Raw genomic sequence first — 511 nt, 5'->3', positions numbered from 1 at the left:
CGGTATCTCCTAATTTGTGCCATTCCTTTAGAGCCCGCGCATCGAATTCGAGGTTATAGGTCATCCAGTGAAACCTTGACCCGCTGCGGAGCTGCAAGGCGCTCGCGCACAGTTGCCAACAGCGCTTCGTCTTCCTCTGTCATCAGAACCGTCTTGAAGGGTAGCTGACCACGCTCAGCTACGTACTGCAGGGTTTGGCGCAGCAACTCCGAGGGGGTGACGCCAAGCTTTTCCAGCTCGAGGTAAGCACGCGCTTTGAGATCGTCGTCGATACGAACGTTGATAGACGCCATGTGGGCATCCTCCAGCGTAATGACATTTGTATTTACAGTGAGGCAAAGTGGCCATTTTTGCAAGCAGCTGTAAAGATCATTTAGATCCCTACGCTCTCGCTGATCAGCTCGAGCTGCGCGTACAGCCAAAAACGTGACAACTGCGGATTAATATTCCAACCCGTCAGCACATCGGCAGACGTTGCGGGCGGAGGTAGTAGTTGTCGAACTCGCCGCTC

General features: G+C 53.8%; 1 protein-coding gene and 1 pseudogene. Both read right to left on the bottom strand.

Features of this window, described 5'->3' with window-relative positions:
- Positions 1–64 (bottom strand): annotated as a pseudogene (locus ALO43_RS31925) (type II toxin-antitoxin system mRNA interferase toxin, RelE/StbE family); the annotation flags it as partial.
- A complete protein-coding gene (locus ALO43_RS27450; protein WP_002551444.1) occupies positions 54–293 on the bottom strand; it encodes a type II toxin-antitoxin system RelB/DinJ family antitoxin in 240 nt (79 codons plus the stop codon). The gene ALO43_RS27450 and the pseudogene ALO43_RS31925, both read right to left, overlap by 11 nt.
- Positions 294–511 lie beyond the last annotated feature (218 nt).

This window comes from Pseudomonas tremae (assembly GCF_001401155.1).
Lineage (GTDB): Bacteria > Pseudomonadota > Gammaproteobacteria > Pseudomonadales > Pseudomonadaceae > Aquipseudomonas > Aquipseudomonas tremae.
Note: the sequence above shows the minus strand (reverse complement) of the source record. Positions and strands in the feature narration are given on the sequence as shown.

Bases quoted from the DNA above. Each gene is read 5' to 3' on its own strand.
- ALO43_RS27450 (WP_002551444.1), bottom strand. From the start codon at position 293: ATGGCGTCTATCAACGTTCGTATCGACGACGATCTCAAAGCGCGTGCT.